Below are 17,476 nucleotides of genomic sequence, written 5' to 3' on the forward strand. Positions count from 1 at the left end.
AGAGATGACGCTGCATGCTGCGAGCCGTGAAGCGCTCGGCCTCGCCGAGGAACGCCTCGGCGAGGTTCTGGCCGACGCGGGAGCCGACGCGGCCACGGTCGGCGACGAGCTGCTCTCGGTCGTCGACCTGCTGGACCGGGAGATCGGCCTGCGCCGGGCGGTGAGCGACGCCTCGACGACGCCGGAGGCGCGCACCGCGCTGGTCCGACGGCTGTTCGAGGGCAAGCTGTCCGAACCGGCCCTGAAGGTGCTCGACGCCGTGGCGGGCAGCCGCTGGTCCAGCCCCCGCGAGCTGACCGACGGGCTCGAGGAGCTCGGCCGCTCGGCGCTGCTCACCGCGGCCGAGAAGACCGGGAACGTCGACACCGTCGAGTCCCAGCTGTTCCAGGTCGCGCGGATCGTGGCCGGCGCCCCGGAACTGGAGGCCGCGCTCTCCGACCTGGCCGGTCCCGCCGACGCCAAGCGCACCCTGGTGCGCGGGCTGTTCGCCGACAAGGTGGACGTGGTCACCGAGACCCTCGTCGAGCAGGTCGTGCGCCGGGCCAAGGGCCGCGGCGTCGGCGTCGGCCTCGACAAGCTGGTCAAGCTGGCCGCGGAACGCCGCGAGCGCTCGGTCGCGTACGTGACCAGCGCGAACGCCCTGACTGACGAGCAGACCGCCCAGCTGGGCGCGAAGCTCGACGACATCTACGGGCGGCCGATGGCGCTGCACGTCGAGGTCGACCCCCGGCTCGGCGGCGGGCTCGTCGTCCGCGTCGGCGACGAGGTCATCGACGGGAGCGCGGCGGGTCAGCTGGCGGCGCTGCGCAGGCGGCTGGCCCGGGCATAGCCCAGGTCACACAAGACTTTGCATACTGGCAAGAACGAAGCGAGAGCGGGAAAGACATGGCCGAGCTGACGATCTCCTCGGATGAGATCCGTAGCGCGATCGAGAACTACGTCTCGAGTTACGCCCCGGACGTGAGCCGGGAAGAAGTTGGCATCGTGGTGGACGCCGGTGACGGCATCGCCCACGTCGAGGGCCTGCCCTCGGCCATGGCCAACGAGCTGCTCGAGTTCCCCGGCGGCGTCCTGGGCGTCGCGCTGAACCTGGACGCGCGCTCCATCGGTGCCGCGATCCTCGGTGACTTCGAGAGCATCGAGGAGGGCCAGCAGGTCAAGCGCACCGGCCAGGTCCTCTCGGTGCCGGTCGGCGACGGCTACCTCGGCCGCGTCGTCAACCCGCTGGGCCAGGCGATCGACGGCCTCGGCGACATCGAGACCACCACCCGCCGCGCCCTGGAGCTGAAGGCCGCCTCGGTGGTCGAGCGCCAGCCGGTGTCGGAGCCGCTGCAGACCGGCATCACCGCCATCGACGCGATGACGCCGATCGGCCGCGGCCAGCGCCAGCTGATCATCGGTGACCGCAAGACGGGCAAGACCGCCGTCGCCGTGGACACGATCATCAACCAGAAGGCGAACTGGGAGACCGGCGACCCGAAGCAGCAGGTCCGCTGCATCTACGTCGCGGTCGGCCAGAAGGGCTCCACGATCGCCGCCGTGAAGAAGTCCCTCGAGGACGCCGGCGCGCTGGAGTACACCACCATCGTCGCGGCCCCCGCGTCCGACTCGGCCGGCTTCAAGTGGATCGCGCCGTACACCGGCTCGGCCATCGGCCAGCACTGGATGTACGAGGGCAAGCACGTCCTCATCGTGTTCGACGACCTGACCAAGCAGGCCGACGCCTACCGCGCGATCTCGCTGCTGCTGCGCCGCCCGCCGGGCCGCGAGGCGTTCCCCGGCGACGTCTTCTACTTGCACTCCCGCCTGCTGGAGCGCTGCGCGAAGCTGTCGGACGAGCTGGGTGCCGGCTCGCTGACCGGGCTGCCGATCATCGAGACCAAGGCCAACGACGTGTCGGCCTACATCCCGACGAACGTCATCTCGATCACCGACGGCCAGTGCTTCTTCCAGTCGGACCTGTTCAACGCCGGTCAGCGCCCGGCCATCGACGTGGGCATCTCGGTGTCCCGCGTGGGTGGTGCAGCGCAGGTCAAGGCGATGAAGGACGTCGCGGGCTCGCTCCGCATCGACCTGTCGCAGTACCGCGAGCTGGAGGCGTTCGCCGCCTTCGCCTCGGACCTCGACGACGCGTCGAAGGCGCAGCTCGAGCGCGGTGCCCGGCTGTACGAGGTGCTCAAGCAGCCGCAGTACTCGCCGATCCCGGTCGAGGAGCAGGTGCTCACGGTGTACCTGGGCACGAACGGGCACTACGACTCGGTCCCGACCGAGGACGTGCGCCGGTTCAACCACGAGTTCCTCGACTCGGCCCGCCGCAAGCACGCCGACCTGCTCAACGGCATCCGCGAGACGGGCAAGTTCTCCGAGGAGGCCCGCACCGGCGTGGTCGACGCGGTGAACGAGTTCAAGAAGGAGTTCACCACCTCGGAGGGCAAGGCCCTGCTCGAGGCGGACGCCGACGCGATGGACGCCGACAAGGTCGGGCACGAGACCGTCAAGGTCAACAAGCCCGCCCCGAAGAAGTGAGCTGATAGCTCATGGCCGCACAACTCCGGGAACTCCGGTCGCGCATCAAGGCGACCAAGTCGATCGGCAAGATCACCAAGGCGATGGAGCTCATCGCCACCGCGCGCATCACCAAGGCGCGGGCGAAGGTCGCCGCTTCCCGGCCGTACGCGGACGAGATCACCAAGGTGCTCTCGGCGCTGGCCGGTGCGGCGGCCAACCTCGACCACCCGATGCTGGTCGAGCGCCCGAACCCGAAGCGGGCCGCCGTCCTGGTCGTGACCAGTGACAAGGGCCAGTGCGGTGGGTACAACTCCAACGTGCTGCGCGCGACCGAAGAGCTCCTTGCCCTCCTCCGCGAGGAGGGCAAGGAGCCGCAGGTCTACGTCACCGGCAACAAGGGGCTGAACTACTACCGGTTCCGCAACCGCCCGGTCGAGGACAGCTGGACGGGCTTCTCCGACCAGCCGTCCTACACCGATGCGGTCGCCGCCGGCGAGGCGCTGGTCGAGTCGTTCATGCTGGGCGCGGACGACGAGCACGGCAACGCCGACGGCGTCACGGGTGTCGACGAGATCCACGTCGTCTACACCGAGTTCGTGTCGATGCTGACCCAGCGTCCGGTCGCCAAGCGCGTCGCGCCGCTCGAGGTCGAGTACTCCGAGGGCGAAGAGGAGAAGCCCGCCGGGCTGCTCCCCAGCTACGAGTTCGAGCCGAGTGCCGACAAGCTGCTGGCCGCGCTCCTGCCGAAGTACATCAACACGCGGCTCTACGCGGCCCTCCTCGAGTCCGCGGCGTCCGAGCTGGCCGCCCGCCGGACCGCGATGAAGGCGGCGTCGGACAACGCGAACGAGCTGGTGAACACGCTGACGCGGGAGGCGAACCAGGCCCGCCAGGCGCAGATCACCCAGGAGATCTCCGAAATCGTCGGTGGGGCGAACGCGCTCACCGCAGCAGGAAGTGATGACTGATGACCAGTACTGAAGCCCCGCGCGCCAAGGGGCGCATCGTCTCGGTGACCGGGCCGGTCGTCGACGTCGAGTTCCCGCGCGGTTCCGTTCCCGAGCAGTTCAACGCGCTCAAGGTCGACATCGAGTTCGAGCAGCTGCGCAAGACGGTGACCCTCGAGGTCGCCAGCCACCTGGGTGACAACCTCGTCCGCACCATCTCCCTGCAGCCGCAGGACGGTCTGGTGCGCGGCGCCGAGGTCACCGACACCGGCGGCCCGATCACGGTCCCGGTCGGCGACAAGGTCAAGGGCCACGTCTACAACGCCCTCGGCGAGTGCCTCGACGAGCCCGGCTACGGCGAGGACCTCGAGCGCTGGGGCATCCACCGCAACCCGCCGTCCTTCGACCAGCTCGAGGGCAAGACGGAGATGCTGGAGACCGGCCTCAAGGTCGTCGACCTGCTCACCCCGTACGTCCAGGGTGGCAAGATCGGCCTGTTCGGCGGTGCCGGCGTCGGCAAGACGGTGCTCATCAAGGAGATGATCACCCGCGTCGCCCGGAACTTCGGTGGTACCTCGGTGTTCGCCGGTGTCGGCGAGCGCACCCGCGAGGGCAACGACCTCTTCCTGGAGATGTCCGAGGACGGCGTCATCAACGACACCGCCCTCGTGTTCGGGCAGATGGACGAGCCGCCGGGCACGCGTATGCGCGTCGCCCTGTCGGCGCTGACCATGGCGGAGTACTTCCGCGACGTCCAGAACCAGGACGTGCTGCTGTTCATCGACAACATCTTCCGGTTCACCCAGGCGGGTTCCGAGGTGTCGACCCTGCTGGGCCGCATGCCGTCCGCGGTGGGTTACCAGCCGACGCTGGCCGACGAGATGGGTCAGCTGCAGGAGCGGATCACCTCGACCCGTGGCCGGTCGATCACCTCGATGCAGGCGATCTACGTCCCCGCGGACGACTACACCGACCCGGCCCCGGCGACGACGTTCGCCCACCTGGACGCCACCACCGAGCTTCTCCCGGTCGGTGTTCCAGAAGGGCATCTTCCCGGCGGTGGACCCGCTGGCGTCGACGTCGACGATCCTCGACCCGGCCATCGTCGGTGAGGACCACTACCGCGTGGCCTCCGAGGTCATCCGGATCCTGCAGAAGTACAAGGAGCTGCAGGACATCATCGCGATCCTCGGTATGGACGAGCTCTCGGAAGAGGACAAGCTGACCGTTCAGCGCGCGCGCCGCATCGAGCGGTTCCTGTCGCAGAACATGCTGGTCGCCGAGGCGTTCACGCAGATCCCGGGCTCGACGGTGCCGCTGTCGGAGACGATCGAGTCGTTCGACCGCATCACCAAGGGTGACTTCGACCACTACCCGGAGCAGGCGTTCCTGGGTATCGGTGGTCTCGAGGACCTCGAGAAGAAGTACAAGGAAATCACCAAGAAGTGACGTCCTGAGCGCGGCGGGGGCAGTGTCCTATGTGGACTCGGGCCCCCGCCGTTCTCATAGCTTCAGACAGACCTATTACACTCGGTGGCAACACCCCGAGTTAAGGAGTGCTACGTGGCTGAGATGTCCGTGGAGCTGGTGGCCGTCGAGCGCCGTCTCTGGTCGGGTACCGCCACTTTCGTGGTGGCCCAGACCACCGAGGGCGAGATCGGCATCATGGCCGGCCACGAACCCGTGCTCGGGCAGCTCGTCGAGGGTGGCGTGGTCAAGGTGACGACCACCGACGGCGAGACGGTCTGCGCGGCCGTGCACGGGGGTTTCCTCTCCGTGACCGGCACCGGGGTGAGCATCCTCGCCGAGAGCGCCGAGCTTTCCGACGAGATCGACGTGGAAGCGGCGAAGGCGGCCCTGACCGGGGACGACGAGACCGAGCGGGCGAGGGCTTCGGCCCAGCTCCGCGCAGCGGGTCAGTCGGCCTGAGCGCGAGACGGGCAGGAGCCGGGCCGTGAAGATCACCGTGGTCGTAGTCGGGCTCCTGATCGTGCTCGCCGTGCTGGCCGCCTGGTACGGCCAGCGGTGGATCCGGATGCGCCGCGGCGGGGGCGTGAGCGTCGCGCTGCGGTGGCGTCCGGACAACGCGCGGTCCAGCTGGCACCTGGGGCTGGGCCGCTACGAGGGCGACGAGTTCGTCTGGTACCGCGTGTGGAGCCTGCGGACCGGCCCGGACCGCGTCTTCCAGCGGGAAAGCATGCAGATCGCCGACCGGCGCGACCCGTCCGGCAGCGAGGCCTACGCGGTGCCCGAGGGCTCGACCGTGCTGCGCTGCGAGTCCGAGACCCAGGAGGCGATCGAGATCGCCATGGGCCCCGGCGCGCTCACCGGGTTCCTCTCCTGGCTCGAATCCGCCCCGCCCGGGCGACGTCTCCCGCGCGCTTCCTGACTGTCTCAAACCGAGACAGCCACGACCGCGGTTTTGGCCTACGGTGGGGCGCATGATCTTCATCGTGGTCAAGTTCCCGGTCAAGCCGGAGCACGCGGAAAACTGGCCGGACATCGTCGCGGACTACACCAAGAACACGCGCGCCGAAGCCGGGAACCGGTTCTTCGAGTGGTCCCGCAGCCTCGAGGACAAGAACACGTACGTGCTGGTCGAGGGCTTCGACGGCCAGGACGCCGCGGTCGCGCACGTCGGCTCGGACCACTTCAAGTGGGCGGTCGAGAACCTGGGTGCCTACATCAGCGGCACCCCGCGGATCATCAACGTCCAGGACGCCTCCGACTGGGGCCCGATGGCCGAGATCCAGCCGCACTAAACTCGCCGTGTGACCCTCGTCGAGATCCCCGGCTCCAAGTCCGTCACCGCCCGCGGCCTGTTCCTGGCCGCCGCCGCGCACGGCACCACCACCCTCGGCCGTCCGCTGCACTCGGACGACACCGAGGGCTTCGCCGAGGGCCTGGTCAAGCTCGGCTACCGGGTCGCCCGGCAGCCGGGCGCCTGGACCATCGAGGGCCGCCCGTCGGGGCCGGGAGTGGCCGAAGCCGACGTCTTCTGCCGCGACGGCGCGACGACGGCCCGGTTCCTGCCCGCGCTGGCCGCGGCCGGCACCGGCACGTTCCACTTCGACGCCTCCGACCAGATGCGCCGCCGCCCGCTCGGGCCGCTGACCGACGCCCTCCAGGAGCTGGGCGTCGACCTGACGTTCCACGGCGAGCCGGGCCACCACCCGCTGACGGTCCGCGCGAACGGCATCAAGGGCGGCGAGCTGACCCTCGACGCCGGGCTGTCGTCGCAGTTCCTGACGGCGTTGCTGCTGGTCGGGCCGCTGACCGCGGAGGGGCTGCGGATCACGGTGACCGACCTCGTGTCGGTGCCGTACGTCGAGATCACCCTCGAAATGATGCGGCGCTTCGGCGTCGACGTCCGCCGCGAGGGCAAGACGTTCGTCGTCCCGCCGCAGCCGTACCAGGCGTGCGACTACCCGGTGGAGCCCGACGCGTCGACGGCCAGCTACTTCCTCGCCGCGGCGGCGGTCACCGGCCGCACCGTGACCATCCCGGGCCTCGGCTCGGACGCCCTGCAGGGTGACGTCCGGTTCGCGGACGTGCTGCGGGAGATGGGCGCGCACGTGGAGCTGACGCCGGACTCGGTGACGGTCGCCGGCCCGTCGGACGGCCTGCGCGGCGTCACGGTGAACATGCGCGACATCTCCGACACGGTCCCGACGCTGGCGGCGATCGCGCCGTTCGCGTCCGGGCCGGTGCGCATCGAGGACGTGTACAACACGCGCATCAAGGAGAGCGACCGGCTGGCCGCGTGCGAGGAGAACCTGCGCGCGCTGGGTATCGAGGTCGAGACGGGCCGCGACTGGATCGAGATCCAGCCCGGCACGCCCACGGGAGCCCTGGTCAAGTGCCACCGCGACCACCGGATCGCGATGGCGTTCAGCATCACGGGCCTGCGCACGGACGGGATCACGCTGGACGACCCGGAGTGCGTGAAGAAGACGTTCCCCGGCTTCCACCAGGCACTCGCCGACTTGCGTGAGCAGTGGGCCTCGTGAGTGTTCAGGGCGGTTAGAACCGCCCTAAACACTCACGACAACTTGCGCCGGGGCTTACTGAGGCTGCCCGCCCGGCTGCCAGAGCACGTCACCCTCGGGGTTGGCCAGCCGGGCGAGGATGAACAGCAGGTCCGACAGCCGGTTCAGGTACTTCACCGCGATCGGGTTCGTCGCCTCCGGCTCCGCTTCGTAGAGGGCCCACGCGCTGCGCTCCGCCCGGCGTGCCACCGTGCGCGCCTGGTGCAGGAACGCCGCACCCGGCGTGCCCCCCGGCAGGATGAACGACGTCAGCTTCGGCAGGCGCTCGTTGAACTCGTCGCACCAGCCTTCGAGCCGCTCGACGTACTTCTCGGTGATCCGCAGCGGCGGGTACGGCGGGTCGTCGGAAATCGGCAGGCAGAGGTCGGCGCCGACGTCGAAGAGATCGTTCTGCACCGTGCGCAGGACGTCCGCGACCTCATCGGTCAGCTGCCCGACCGCGATCGCCAGCCCGAGCACCGAGTTCGTCTCGTCGGTGTCCGCGTACGCGCCCAGGCGGGCGGACGTTTTCGGCACGCGCGAGCCGTCGCCGAGCGCGGTCGTGCCGTTGTCGCCGACCTTCGTGTAGACGCGGTTGATGCGAACGACCATGAACCCACCATAGCGGCCCCCGCCCGGGCCGAATCCGGGCGAGAGGGCATGATTGGCGGCCATGAGCGAGCACTTCGACGTGCATGGCGGAGCCCGGCTGGTCGGCGAGGTCGACGTGGTCGGCGCGAAGAACAGCGTGCTGAAGCTGATGGCCGCCGCCCTCCTCGCGGAGGGGACCACGACCATCACGAACTGCCCGCAGATCCTCGACGTCCCGTTGATGGGCGACGTGCTGCGGAGCGTCGGCTGCGAGGTCGTCATCGAGGGCGACACCGCCACCATCACCACGCCGGCCGAGCTGTCGCACCGCGCGGACTCGGCGGCGATGGGCAAGCTGCGCGCGTCCGTCTGCGTGCTGGGGCCGCTGGTCGGCCGGCTGAAGCAGGCCGTCGTGGCACTGCCGGGCGGCGACGCGATCGGCTCGCGCCCCCTGGACATGCACCAGAACGGCCTGCGCAAGCTGGGCGCGACGAGCACGATCGAGCACGGCTGCGTCGTCGCGAAGGCCGAGACGCTGGTCGGCGCGCAGATCTGGCTGGACTTCCCGAGCGTCGGCGCGACCGAGAACATCCTGATGGCGGCCGTGCTGGCCGAGGGCACGACGGTGATCGACAACGCCGCGCGCGAGCCGGAGATCGCCGACATCTGCACGATGCTCACCGAGATGGGCGCGAAGATCGAGGGCGCGGGGACGTCGACGCTCACGGTGCACGGCGTCGAGAAGCTCCACCCGACCACCCACAGCGTGATCGGCGACCGGATCGTGGGGGCGACCTGGGCGTTCGCGGCGTCGATGACGCGCGGTGACATCACCGTCCGCGGCGTCAACCCGCACCACCTCGACCTGGTGCTGAACAAGCTGGAGCTGGCCGGCGCGGACGTCACGACGTTCGACGACAAGGGTTTCCGCGTGGTCCAGCCGGAGCGCCCGAAGGCGGTCGACTGGGTGACGCTGCCGTACCCGGGTTTCGCGACCGACCTGCAGCCGTTCGCGGTGGCGCTCTCGGCGGTGTCCGAAGGCACGTCGATGATCACGGAGAACGTCTACGAGGCGCGGTTCCGGTTCATCGAGGAGATGGTCCGGCTCTCGGGCGACGCGCGCACGGACGGCCACCACGCGGTGGTCCGCGGCGTCGAGAAGCTGTCGAGCGCGCCGGTCTGGGCGTCGGACATCCGCGCGGGCGCGGGCCTGGTGCTGGCGGGCCTGTGCGCGGACGGCGTCACCGAGGTCTGGGACGTGTTCCACATCGACCGTGGCTACCCGCACTTCGTCGAGAACCTCAACCGCCTGGGTGCGAACATCAAGCGCGTGGCCGGGGACCCCGAGCGCAAGTGAGTCAGCCGCCCTGCGCGCCCAGTGCGCGCAGGGCGAACTCGGTCAGCCGGTCCAGGTAGTCCGGCTCCGCCGGTGCCTGGCGGACGACCAGCCGCCAGTAGATCGGTGCCGCGAGGACGTCCATCGCCATCTCGAGGTCGAGGTCCGCGGGCAGTTCGCCGCGCGCCATCGCGCGGCGCAGCATCACTTCCGCGACCTCTCGCCGCGGCCCGCCGATGTTCTCGCGCGTGCGCCGGCCGCGGTCGGGGTTCCGCGCGTCCTCCGCGACCAGGTCCGGCAGGATCCGCGAGAACAGCGGGTCGGTCAGCCAGTCGTACACCGCCTGCAGCGTCGCGCGCAGGTCGCCGCGCAGTGAGCCGGTGTCTTCGAGGACCGCTCGCGACACGCTGAACTCGGTGACCACCGCGGAGATCATGTCGTCTTTCGACTTCCAGCGCCGGTAGAGCGCGCTCTTGCCGACCCCGGCGCGTTTCGCGACGGCTTCCATCGACAACCTGCCGGAGCCCTGTTCGGCGAGTTCGTGCAGGACGGCGTCCGTGATCGCCTGCGTGACTTCCGGCTGGAGGACCGCGGCGCCGGTCGGGGTGCGTGCCATGGGGGCAGTCTAGCGGGTGGACGGAACGGTATCGTCCCGTCTACAGTGACGTCGGGACGGTACCGTCTCGTCCAAACGTTGAGGAGGCAGCGATGCGCGACTTCGTCGACCACGCGCTCGATCTCTTGCTGAAGCACGACATGGCCGGGTTCGCCGGTCTCTGGGCGCCGGACGGCGTCCTCGAGTTCCCGTTCGCCGGTCCCGGCTACCCGCGGCGCGTCGAGGGCCGTGACGCCATCCGCGAGTACCTGCGCGACTACCCGAACCTGCTCGACATCCGCGAAGTCACGGCCAAGACCGTGCACGAGACGACCGACCCCGCCGTGGTCGTCGCCGAGTTCACCGTCGCCGGGGTCGTCGTCGCCACGGGGAAGCCGTACGAGCTGTCGTACGTCGCTGCGATCACCGTCGAGAACGGCGAAATCCGCCACTACCGCGACTACTGGAGCCCGCTCGCCGCGGCCGAGGTCCTAGGCGGCGTCGACGAGCTGACGGCGGCCTTCAGTGCATGACGTCCTCGTGCTCGGCGGCACCGGAACCACCGGCTGCCGGGTCGTCGCGGGACTGCGGGCGCGCGGGGTCACCGCCCGGGCCGCGACGCGCAAGCCGGGTGAGCCGGGGCAGGTGCGGTTCGACTGGGCCAACCGCACCACTCACGTCGACGCGCTCGACGGCGTCTCGGCCGTGTACCTGCTGGCCCCGATCGGCGAGGCCGAGCCCGCGCGGCTGGTCACGCCGTTCCTCGAAGACGCGCTGGCCGCGGGCGTCCGCCGGGTCGTCCTGCTCAGCTCGTCGGCCGTCACCCCGGACACACCGGGGCTGGGCGCGCTGCAGCGGCTGGTGCGCACCGCGCCGGAGTGGGCGGTGCTCAAGCCGTCGTGGTTCATGCAGAACTTCACCGGCGAGCACCTGGTCGCTCGCGGTGTCCGGGACGGCGAGATCGTCACGGCCACCGGGGACGCCCGGGTCGCGTTCGTCGATGCGGGCGACATCGCGGCGGTCGCCGTCCGCGCGCTGACCGACCCCGAACCGCACAACACCGAACACGTCCTGACCGGGCCGTCCGCGCTGAGCTACGCCGAAGCCGCGGCGATCGTCGCCGCGCATCTCAAGAAACCGGTGCGGCACCGGGCCGTCGGCACCGCCGAGTTCGCCGCCCGGCTGACCACGGCCGGGATCCCCGCGGACTTCGCCGCCGTCCTCGCCGCGCTCGACGAGGACATCCGGCACGGCGCCGAGGACCGCGTCACCGAGACCGTCGAGCGGGTCGCCGGACGCCCCGCCCGTCCCTTCGCGACCTTCGTGCAGGAGGAAATCCGATGAAGCAGCTCATGTTCACCGAGGACCCGCAGTTCTGGTTCGAAACCCTGCGCCTGTTCGGCCACGCGGCCTACGGCGGCTCGGACTTCGGCGAAGTCCTCGCCGCGGCCTCGACCGTGAAGGCGGGCGACTACGAGAGCTGGCACGACGCCTACCGCGGCATGGCCGACCGGCTCTACGCCGAAGCCGCCGACGCGGGCCCCGTGACGGCGCGCGACCTGCTGCTGCGCGCGTCGACGTACTACTTCTCGGCCGGGTTCTTCCTGCACGGCGACCCGGCGGACCCGCGGATCGACGCGTCGTACGACCGCAGCGTCGAGTGCTTCCGGCGCGCCGGGGTCGCCGAGCCGGTCGAAATCCCTTACAAGGACACCGTTCTGCACGGCTACCTCTACCGCGCGCCGGGCGACGGGCCGAAGCCGATGGTGATCATGCACAGCGGGTTCGACGGCAGCGCCGAGGAACTGCACTTCATGGGCGCCGGTGCCGCCGCCGAGCGCGGCTACCACGTGCTGACGTTCGACGGTCCCGGCCAGCCGAGCGCGATCCGGCGCGGGATCGTGTTCCGGCCGGACTGGGAGCACGTCGTCACGCCGGTGGTGGACTTCGTGCTCGGGCTCGACGGCGTCGACCCGGGGCGAGTCGCGCTGCTCGGGGTCAGCCTGGGTGGCGAGCTGGCCCCGCGCGCGGCGGCGTTCGAACCCCGCCTGGCGGCGGTCGTCGCGGTCGACGGCGTGTACGACGCGGGTGCCGCGGTGACGTCGTTCCTGCCGTGGGACCGCGCGGAAATCGTCCGCCGCGCGAACGCCGAGCACGACGAGGAGTTCGACGCGCTGCTGCGCGCGGGCCGCGAGGCGAGTTCGACGTTGCGCTGGGCGTGCGACCACGGCCGGTACGTCATGGGTGCGGCGACCGACCGCGAGTTCGTCGCGAAGTACCTCGAGTACACGCTCGAAGGCGGTGTCGCGGAGAAGATCCAGTGCCCGGTGCTGGTCTGCGAAGCGGCGGACGACCTGTTCTTCGGCGGCGAGACCGAAACCGAGCCACGCCGGTTGGCCGCGCACCTGACCGCGCCCAAGACGTTGCTGACGTTCACGGCCGAGGAAGGCGCCGACGCGCACTGCCACGTCGGCGCCCAGCGGCTCGCGGCCGGCCGGATCTACGACTGGCTGGACCGCACGCTCTGAGACGGGCTCAGCCTTCGAGCGCCAAAGCCGTGCCGAAGCCGAGCAGCGCCGCCCCGGTCGCGCCGTCCATCACGCGGCGCACCCGGCGGCGCTGCAGCCACCCGCGCACCCGGTGCACGAACAGCAGCAACAGCACCTGCCACACCACGCCGAGCGCAGCGACGGTGTAGGCCAGCAGCAGCGAGTCGCCGAAGGTCGAGGACGGCGTCAGGAACTGCGGCAGCACCGACAGGTACAGCACGATCACCTTGGGGTTGGTGATGTTGGACAGGAAGCCCTCGCGGAAGCGACGGCTCCGGGACGCGCGGGCGCGGCGGACGTCGTCGAGGGCTTCGTAGTCGCCGCGCCAGGCGCCCCGCAGCGCCTGGATGCCCAGGAACACCAGGTAGGCCGCGCCGAGCCACTTCACGGTCTCGAAGACGGGCTGGTAGCGCGTGATGACCGCGCCCAGCCCGAGCGCGGCGGCAGTGCCCTGCAGGAAGTTCGCGACGGTGATCCCACCGCACGCCCAGCCGCCACCGCGAGCACCGCCGGTGAGGGCGTTCTTGAGCACGACCATCGTGTCCGGGCCCGGCATCATGGCCAGGAACGCCATCATCCCGGCGAACCCCGCGTAGGTGCTCCAGGTCATCAGGACTCCAGCGCGAGTGCGGCGCCGAAGCCGAGCAGCGCGGTGCCGGTGACGCCGTCGAGCGTGCGGCGCACCCGGCGGCGGCCCAGCCAGGCGCGCACCCGGTGCACGAACAGCAGGAGCGCCAGCAGCCACACCACGCCCAGCACGGCGACGGTGTAGGCGAGGGCCAGCGCGTCCCACGTCGTCGTGCGCCCGGGGTCGAGGAACTGCGGCAGCACGGACAGGTACAGCACCAGCACCTTGGGGTTGGTGATGTTGGAGAGGAAGCCTTCCCGGAACCGCCGGAAGCCACCACCGCGCCGCCGTTGCGCGTCCGCGACGACGTCGTAGTTCCCGCGGAAGGCACCGCGCAGGGCTTGGAAGCCGAGGAAGACGAGGTAGGCGGCACCGGCCCACTTGAGCGCGAGGAACACGGGTTGTGACTGCGCGATGAGCACGCCGAGACCGAGCGCGGCGGCGCTGCCCTGGACGGCGTTGCCGGTGAAGATGCCGAGCGACGCGAGCAGCCCGCCCCGGAACCCACCGGAGAGCGCGTTCTTCAGCATCACCATGGTGTCGGGCCCCGGCGCGAGCACGATCAGTACGACGATGACCAGGTAACTGCCATAGGAACTCCACGTCACGGCTGCCCACGCTAACCGACGCGCAACGGTCCGGTCTCGCGGATTTCCGTCACAGTGCGGGTCCCGTAGCTTGGCGGTGTGTACCGGGGGAAGCAGCCTGGAGGACGGCGAACACCTGCTGTGGCAGTGCTCGCCGCGCCCGGAGCCGCCCGAGGCGCGGAACAAGGCGGTGCTGGGCGCCATGACCCTCGGCTGGGTCATCGCGGTCGTGCTGTTCGTGCTGCTGGGACAGTCCACGCTGGCTGCGGTGCTCGGCGTGGCGGGCATCGTCACGGGCGGGTGGTCGGAGTACTCGCGACGCCGAAGTGCCGAACTGGTGGAGTACTTCGTGACCGACCAACGGATCGTGGTCCACACCGACGAGGACGACCGGTTCCGCGAGTTCGTCTACCGGATGAGCGACCTGCCGGAGCCAACGCTCGAAGAGCACGGGGACGGCACGGGCACGATCAGGTTCCCCGACGGCCCCACGCTGCGCGAGATCGACCATCCACAGAGGGTGTACGAGCACGTACAGCGCGCTCGGAACTCGGCGGAGGGCACCGCGGCAGAGTAGTGTTCGGCCATGTCAGCAGGGGAGATCGAGCTTCCAGCCGGGCGAACGCGTGCTCTGGGCGGGAGAGCCGGTCCAGCGCCCGTTGTACGTAGCCGCGGACGGGGTGATCGCCCCCGCCGGACTCGTGGTGGCCGCCCTGGCGCTCTGGTACTTGCTCGCGAACCAGCCGAGCGGCGGCCTGATGGTCGTGGTGCTGGTGGCGCTGGTCGTCGGTCTTTATGGCGCGATAGGCCGGTCGGTGGTCCGGTACCTGGCGCTCGGGCGAACGACGTACGCCGTGACGGACAGCCGGATCATCGCGCGGTCGGGGTTGTTCCGGCAGAAGGAACGGTCGAGCGAGCTGGCCGGGTTGTCTCCTCCGGTTCTCAAGCCCGGTCCGTCTCGTACCGGGACCATCTCGTTTGGTTCGGGAGCCGTGGTGTTGATCGGTGTCGGTGAGCCCAAGCGGGTTCGTGACCTGCTGACCAAGGCCATCGACGAGGCCAAGAGCCGTCAGGCTCCGCCGGAGGCGGCCTGAATCCAGGGCGGGGTCCGGCGGCCGGCAGCGCAACCCAGGCGCGACATCACCAGACCTCCCCCGCCCCTCGTCCTCGCCGCTCTTCAGTCGGTGGTTGAGCTTGTCAAGGCACGCTTTCCCGCCTTGACAAGGTCGACCGGCGGCTGAGCACTCCGCGAGGAGGGGTGGGGGATGTCGGGCCCGTTCTCCCTTTCGTGGGTTTCAAAGATCAAAAGAATGTCCTCGCCGGACGGGCAGGCTCCGGGATGGCCGGGGCCTCGTAGTTCTCTCGCGTTCTCGAGGTGGGCCGCGAGGTGGTCATCCCGTCGCCTGATTGAGGCCTATCACTTTGAGCCAGGCCCGCAAGCTTTCGTACTTCGCTGCACGTTGACCAGGTAGTTGCGGGCCTGGCTCAAAGTGATTTTTTCGGCCTCAGGCGACGGGATGACCACCCCGCTCCTTTTTTGGGTTGGTCACCCGGACGTGGTGTATTGCACTGCCACACTAAGTTACTGGTCGGTACACTCTCCTCAACGTCCACCGCCGGAGGTGTCCTGTGCCGTACCCCACGGACCGTGAGCGAGACCGACCTTGGGTCATGCGGACCTATGCGGGGCACTCCTCCGCTGCCGCTTCCAACGAGCTCTACCGGCGGAACCTCGCCAAAGGGCAGACCGGGCTCTCCGTGGCCTTCGATCTGCCCACCCAGACCGGTTACGACCCGGATCACCAGCTCTCGCGCGGTGAGGTCGGGAAGGTTGGCGTTCCCGTTTCGCACATCGGGGACATGCGGCGGCTCTTCGATGGCATCCCGCTCGCCGAAGCCAACACCTCCATGACCATCAACGCTCCCGCCATGTGGCTGCTCGCCCTCTACGTCTCCGTTGCCCGTGAGCAGGCCGAGGCCGAGGGGCGCGATGTCGACGAAGTTCTCGCGAAGCTCACCGGGACCACGCAGAACGACATCATCAAGGAATACCTCTCGCGGGGCACCTACATCTTCCCGCCCGGGCCGAGTCTGCGGCTCATCACCGACATGATCGCCTGGACCGTGCACCACGTGCCCAAGTGGAACCCCATCAACATCTGCAGCTACCACCTGCAGGAAGCCGGGGCCACGCCTACCCAGGAAGTCGCCTATGCGCTGTGCACGGCCATCGCCGTGCTCGATGCCGTTCGGGACTCCGGGCAAGTCGACTCCGCCGACATGGCCAAGGTTGTCGCTCGGATCTCCTTCTTCGTCAACGCCGGCGTGCGGTTCGTCGAAGAGATGTCCAAGATGCGGGCCTTCACCGCGCTCTGGGACGAGATCACCCGGGATCGTTACGGGGTAACGGATCCCAAGGCGCGCCGCCTGCGTTATGGCGTTCAGGTCAACTCTCTCGGGCTCACCGAGGCCCAGCCCGAAAACAACGTCCAGCGCATCGTGCTCGAGATGCTCGCCGTGTCGCTCTCGCGGGGTGCCCGGGCCCGGGCCATCCAGCTGCCCGCCTGGAACGAGGCCCTCGGCCTGCCCCGGCCCTGGGACCAGCAGTGGGCCTTGCGCATGCAGCAGGTGCTCGCCTTCGAGACCGACCTCCTCGAATACGAGGACATCTTCGACGGCTCGCACGTCATCCAGGCCAAGGTCGACGAGATCATGGCCGGTGCGCGTGCGGAGATCGCTCGGGTGCAAGACCTCGGTGGGGCCGTCGCCGCCGTCGAGAGTGGCTACATGAAGTCGCAGCTCGTTGCCTCTCTCGCCGAGTACCGGCGGGGTGTCGAGAACGGTGAACGGGTTCTCGTCGGCGTCAACAAGTTCGCCACCACCGAACCGTCGCCGCTGCAGGCCGAAGGGGCCAAGGCGATCGAGACCATCGATCCCGCCGTCGAGAAGGCCGCCGTCAGTGCCATCGAAGAGTGGCGGACCCAGCGGGACGACGACGCCGTCCAGCGGACGCTCGCCGCGCTGAAAGACCGGGCTCAGACCACGGAAAACCTCTTCGAGGCCACTGTGGACTGTGCGCGGGCCGGGGTCACCACCGGTGAGTGGGCCGGGGCGCTGCGGGAGGTCTTCGGCGAATACCGGGCGCCCACCGGGGTTTCGGCCGCCGCCGCGAGTGGTGGGGACCCGGGCATCGAACGCGTTCGCGAGCGGGTTCGGGCCACCGAAGCCGAGCTGGGTGAGCGGCTGCGGATCCTGGTCGGCAAGCCCGGGCTCGACGGGCACTCCAACGGTGCCGAACAGGTCGCCGTCCGGGCTCGCGATGTCGGGTTCGAGGTCGTCTACCAGGGCATCCGGCTGACGCCCGAGCAGATCGTCGCCGCCGCCGTGCAGGAAGGCGTGCACGTCGTCGGGCTCTCCGTGCTCTCCGGCTCGCACCTGGAGGTCGTCCCGCACGTCGTCGACGGCCTGCGGGCCGCCGGCGCCGGGGACGTGCCGGTGATCGTCGGCGGCATCATCCCGCCGGACGACGCCGCGCTGCTCACCGAACGAGGCATCGCGCGCGTCTTCACGCCGAAGGACTACGAACTGACCGACATCATGGACGGCATCGTCACCCTCGTCCGCGAACGCCACGGGCTCGCGACGGACTGAACCCGCGCGGACACGCACCGTTCGCGCTGGTCAATTTCCGGTAACGGCCGCCGGTG

Annotated in this window: 18 protein-coding genes and 1 pseudogene; 15 read left to right on the forward strand and 4 right to left on the reverse strand. The window is 69.8% G+C overall.

The genetic code is table 11. From position 1 onward, the window contains the following. Nucleotides 1-4 precede the first annotated feature (4 nt). The 8 genes and pseudogenes from QP939_RS23730 to aroA all read left to right on the forward strand — a co-directional run bounded on the left by QP939_RS23730 (nt 5) and on the right by aroA (nt 7,465). Complete coding sequence (locus tag QP939_RS23730; protein ID WP_285459015.1) at nt 5-829, forward strand: F0F1 ATP synthase subunit delta; 825 nt, start codon at nt 5-7, stop codon at nt 827-829. Nucleotides 830-885: 56 nt separating this feature from the next. Beyond that, nucleotides 886-2,526 carry a F0F1 ATP synthase subunit alpha gene (gene atpA, locus QP939_RS23735; protein ID WP_285459016.1) on the forward strand — a complete coding sequence of 547 codons (1,641 nt, stop codon included), beginning with the start codon at nt 886-888 and terminating at the stop codon, nt 2,524-2,526. 11 nt (nt 2,527-2,537) lie between these two features. Next, entirely contained in the window at nt 2,538-3,476 is a 939-nt protein-coding gene (locus QP939_RS23740) for a F0F1 ATP synthase subunit gamma (protein ID WP_285459017.1), read from the forward strand. After that, nucleotides 3,476-4,904, forward strand: a pseudogene (gene atpD / locus QP939_RS23745) (F0F1 ATP synthase subunit beta). The gene QP939_RS23740 and the pseudogene atpD overlap by 1 nt, the downstream one beginning before the upstream one ends. Before the next feature lie 114 nt (nt 4,905-5,018). Further along, complete coding sequence (locus QP939_RS23750) at nt 5,019-5,384, forward strand: F0F1 ATP synthase subunit epsilon (protein ID WP_003102658.1); 366 nt, start codon at nt 5,019-5,021, stop codon at nt 5,382-5,384. A 25-nt stretch (nt 5,385-5,409) separates the two neighbouring features. Further along, nucleotides 5,410-5,844, forward strand: a complete 435-nt coding sequence (locus tag QP939_RS23755) for a DUF2550 domain-containing protein (protein ID WP_285459018.1) — start codon at nt 5,410-5,412, stop codon at nt 5,842-5,844. A 52-nt stretch (nt 5,845-5,896) separates the two neighbouring features. Continuing rightward, nucleotides 5,897-6,217: a putative quinol monooxygenase gene (locus QP939_RS23760; RefSeq protein WP_285459019.1), complete on the forward strand. Its 321-nt coding sequence runs from the start codon at nt 5,897-5,899 to the stop codon at nt 6,215-6,217. Between the two features lie 9 nt (nt 6,218-6,226). Further along, nucleotides 6,227-7,465 (forward strand): 3-phosphoshikimate 1-carboxyvinyltransferase, encoded by a 1,239-nt coding sequence (aroA, locus tag QP939_RS23765; protein WP_285459020.1) that lies wholly within the window; start codon nt 6,227-6,229, stop codon nt 7,463-7,465. A 54-nt stretch (nt 7,466-7,519) separates the two neighbouring features. Here the strand turns inward: aroA and QP939_RS23770 are convergent, their stop codons facing one another. Next, a complete protein-coding gene (locus QP939_RS23770) occupies nt 7,520-8,095 on the reverse strand; it encodes a cob(I)yrinic acid a,c-diamide adenosyltransferase (RefSeq protein ID WP_285459021.1) in 576 nt (191 codons plus the stop codon). Nucleotides 8,096-8,156: 61 nt separating this feature from the next. Here QP939_RS23770 and murA point away from each other — a divergent pair, with 61 nt between their 5' ends. Continuing rightward, entirely contained in the window at nt 8,157-9,431 is a 1,275-nt protein-coding gene (gene murA / locus QP939_RS23775; protein ID WP_285459022.1) for a UDP-N-acetylglucosamine 1-carboxyvinyltransferase, read from the forward strand. 1 nt (nt 9,432) lies between these two features. On the opposite strand, the gene QP939_RS23780 is transcribed toward murA, so the two are convergent. Beyond that, a complete protein-coding gene (locus tag QP939_RS23780; RefSeq protein ID WP_285459023.1) occupies nt 9,433-10,026 on the reverse strand; it encodes a TetR/AcrR family transcriptional regulator in 594 nt (197 codons plus the stop codon). A 92-nt stretch (nt 10,027-10,118) separates the two neighbouring features. Between QP939_RS23780 and QP939_RS23785 the strand changes: the two genes are divergently transcribed. From QP939_RS23785 to QP939_RS23795, 3 genes are read left to right on the forward strand one after another with little or no spacing between them, the layout of a single operon-like run. Further along, nucleotides 10,119-10,538, forward strand: a complete 420-nt coding sequence (locus QP939_RS23785; protein ID WP_285459024.1) for a nuclear transport factor 2 family protein — start codon at nt 10,119-10,121, stop codon at nt 10,536-10,538. Continuing rightward, complete coding sequence (locus QP939_RS23790; protein ID WP_285459025.1) at nt 10,531-11,349, forward strand: NAD(P)H-binding protein; 819 nt, start codon at nt 10,531-10,533, stop codon at nt 11,347-11,349. Before QP939_RS23785 ends, QP939_RS23790 begins: the two co-directional genes overlap by 8 nt. Beyond that, a complete protein-coding gene (locus tag QP939_RS23795) occupies nt 11,346-12,533 on the forward strand; it encodes an alpha/beta hydrolase family protein (RefSeq protein WP_285459026.1) in 1,188 nt (395 codons plus the stop codon). Before QP939_RS23790 ends, QP939_RS23795 begins: the two co-directional genes overlap by 4 nt. A gap of 7 nt (nt 12,534-12,540) precedes the next feature. Here the strand turns inward: QP939_RS23795 and QP939_RS23800 are convergent, their stop codons facing one another. Further along, nucleotides 12,541-13,164, reverse strand: coding sequence for a LysE family translocator (locus QP939_RS23800; RefSeq protein ID WP_285459027.1), 624 nt, complete (start codon nt 13,162-13,164; stop codon nt 12,541-12,543). Beyond that, complete coding sequence (locus QP939_RS23805) at nt 13,164-13,790, reverse strand: LysE family translocator (RefSeq protein ID WP_285459028.1); 627 nt, start codon at nt 13,788-13,790, stop codon at nt 13,164-13,166. The genes QP939_RS23800 and QP939_RS23805 overlap by 1 nt, the downstream gene beginning before the upstream one ends. A gap of 76 nt (nt 13,791-13,866) precedes the next feature. Between QP939_RS23805 and QP939_RS23810 the strand changes: the two genes are divergently transcribed. The 3 genes from QP939_RS23810 to QP939_RS23820 all read left to right on the forward strand — a co-directional run bounded on the left by QP939_RS23810 (nt 13,867) and on the right by QP939_RS23820 (nt 17,420). Beyond that, the gene (locus QP939_RS23810) at nt 13,867-14,346 is read left to right on the forward strand and encodes a hypothetical protein (RefSeq protein ID WP_285459029.1); all 480 of its coding nucleotides are present in this window, start codon (nt 13,867-13,869) and stop codon (nt 14,344-14,346) included. A 103-nt stretch (nt 14,347-14,449) separates the two neighbouring features. Beyond that, nucleotides 14,450-14,863 carry a PH domain-containing protein gene (locus QP939_RS23815; protein WP_285459030.1) on the forward strand — a complete coding sequence of 138 codons (414 nt, stop codon included), beginning with the start codon at nt 14,450-14,452 and terminating at the stop codon, nt 14,861-14,863. A gap of 535 nt (nt 14,864-15,398) precedes the next feature. Further along, nucleotides 15,399-17,420, forward strand: coding sequence for a protein meaA (locus QP939_RS23820; RefSeq protein WP_285459031.1), 2,022 nt, complete (start codon nt 15,399-15,401; stop codon nt 17,418-17,420). Nucleotides 17,421-17,476 lie beyond the last annotated feature (56 nt).

Origin of the sequence: Amycolatopsis nalaikhensis (genome assembly GCF_030264295.1) — a bacterium.
GTDB lineage: Bacteria > Actinomycetota > Actinomycetes > Mycobacteriales > Pseudonocardiaceae > Amycolatopsis > Amycolatopsis nalaikhensis.